The organism is Litorimonas sp. (assembly GCA_029936425.1).
Classification (GTDB): domain Bacteria; phylum Pseudomonadota; class Alphaproteobacteria; order Caulobacterales; family Maricaulaceae; genus Litorimonas.
This window is the reverse complement of the sequence record JAPYSU010000056.1, coordinates 1,581-2,615: the sequence shown is the minus strand read 5'-3', so window position 1 is coordinate 2,615 and position 1,035 is coordinate 1,581. Positions and strand designations below refer to the sequence as shown.

Here is a 1,035-nt window from a genome sequence, read left to right as displayed (position 1 = left end):
CCGCTATCCAGAGTGTGCGTCTGGCGGCTCCGTTCGATGCGTTTACAGCGGAAATGCGCCGGAACATGGACGTGCTGGAAATTATCCGCACCTGGAAGTTCGACAGGAACAAGCAAGTATCGTCCCGGTAGCGTGCAGGCATCATGCCTGCCCAAGCCCTTCCCTTCTCCATCCGGTCTGCGTGCCACCAATGAGTATCGCGCTGGCGGCGTCAATTTTCCTGCTTCACGATTGAAGACGGAGGGGGTTGGCGTGCCAGTTATTATGGCGTTAGTGCGGTAAGAAAGTGTTCGGCAGCTGCCCTGAACGAAACATCACAAAGGCGAATATAAATCATCAGTGGGCAGCTTCGAGTCAGAGGGATTGCCGGCGTTTTTCCAATGATAGAAGCAGACTATATGGTTGATGATGTTATACAGTTTGCCGAGAGCGAAGCAGGTATGCTGTATTAAAGGTCTGTGCAACGGGCATGTTTTAACATGCAGCGGAGAGGCGTCAGATATGCAATGTGATGCTCTCCTGGCAGCCTTGCTGGCCATCGTGCGCGTGGGAAGATGAATTATCCAGGCTTTCCTTGGCAAGATAGATACCTTAACCGTGCTTTAAGCGATACCTATGGCAAGAAAAAAGAGCTTCAATAAAGACGATGTTCTGGAGCGTGCAATGAACCTGTTCTGGAAGCAGGGGTTTCACGCCACCAGCATGCAAGATATTGTTCAGAACGTCGGGCTGAGCCGCTCTAGTCTTTATGAGTCGTTTGGTAGCAAACAGGGGCTTTTTGACCAGGCTCTGAGTAATTACTGCCGCACTAACAGGGAGGGAGTTAAGGCCCTGTTGAGTAATGAGAAAAGCGTCAAGTCAGGAATAAGAAACCTGCTTGAGTCATCTATCCACTGCACAATTAGTGATGCAGACAAGAAAGGCTGTTTTGTGGTCAATTCAACCACAGAGCTTGTACCGGGGGATGACGAAATGCTGAAGGCGCTTTCAAAAAATAGAGCGTCTTTTGAGAAAGTGTTTTTCGAATTTCTGCAG

At 49.6% G+C, this 1,035-nt stretch carries 1 protein-coding gene; it reads left to right on the top strand.

Annotated features, from left to right (window positions below; genetic code table 11):
* Nucleotides 1–615: 615 nt before the first annotated feature.
* The coding region (locus ACN0IC_RS14960; protein WP_416879568.1) for a TetR/AcrR family transcriptional regulator at nt 616–1,035 on the top strand (420 nt) is incomplete at its 3' end.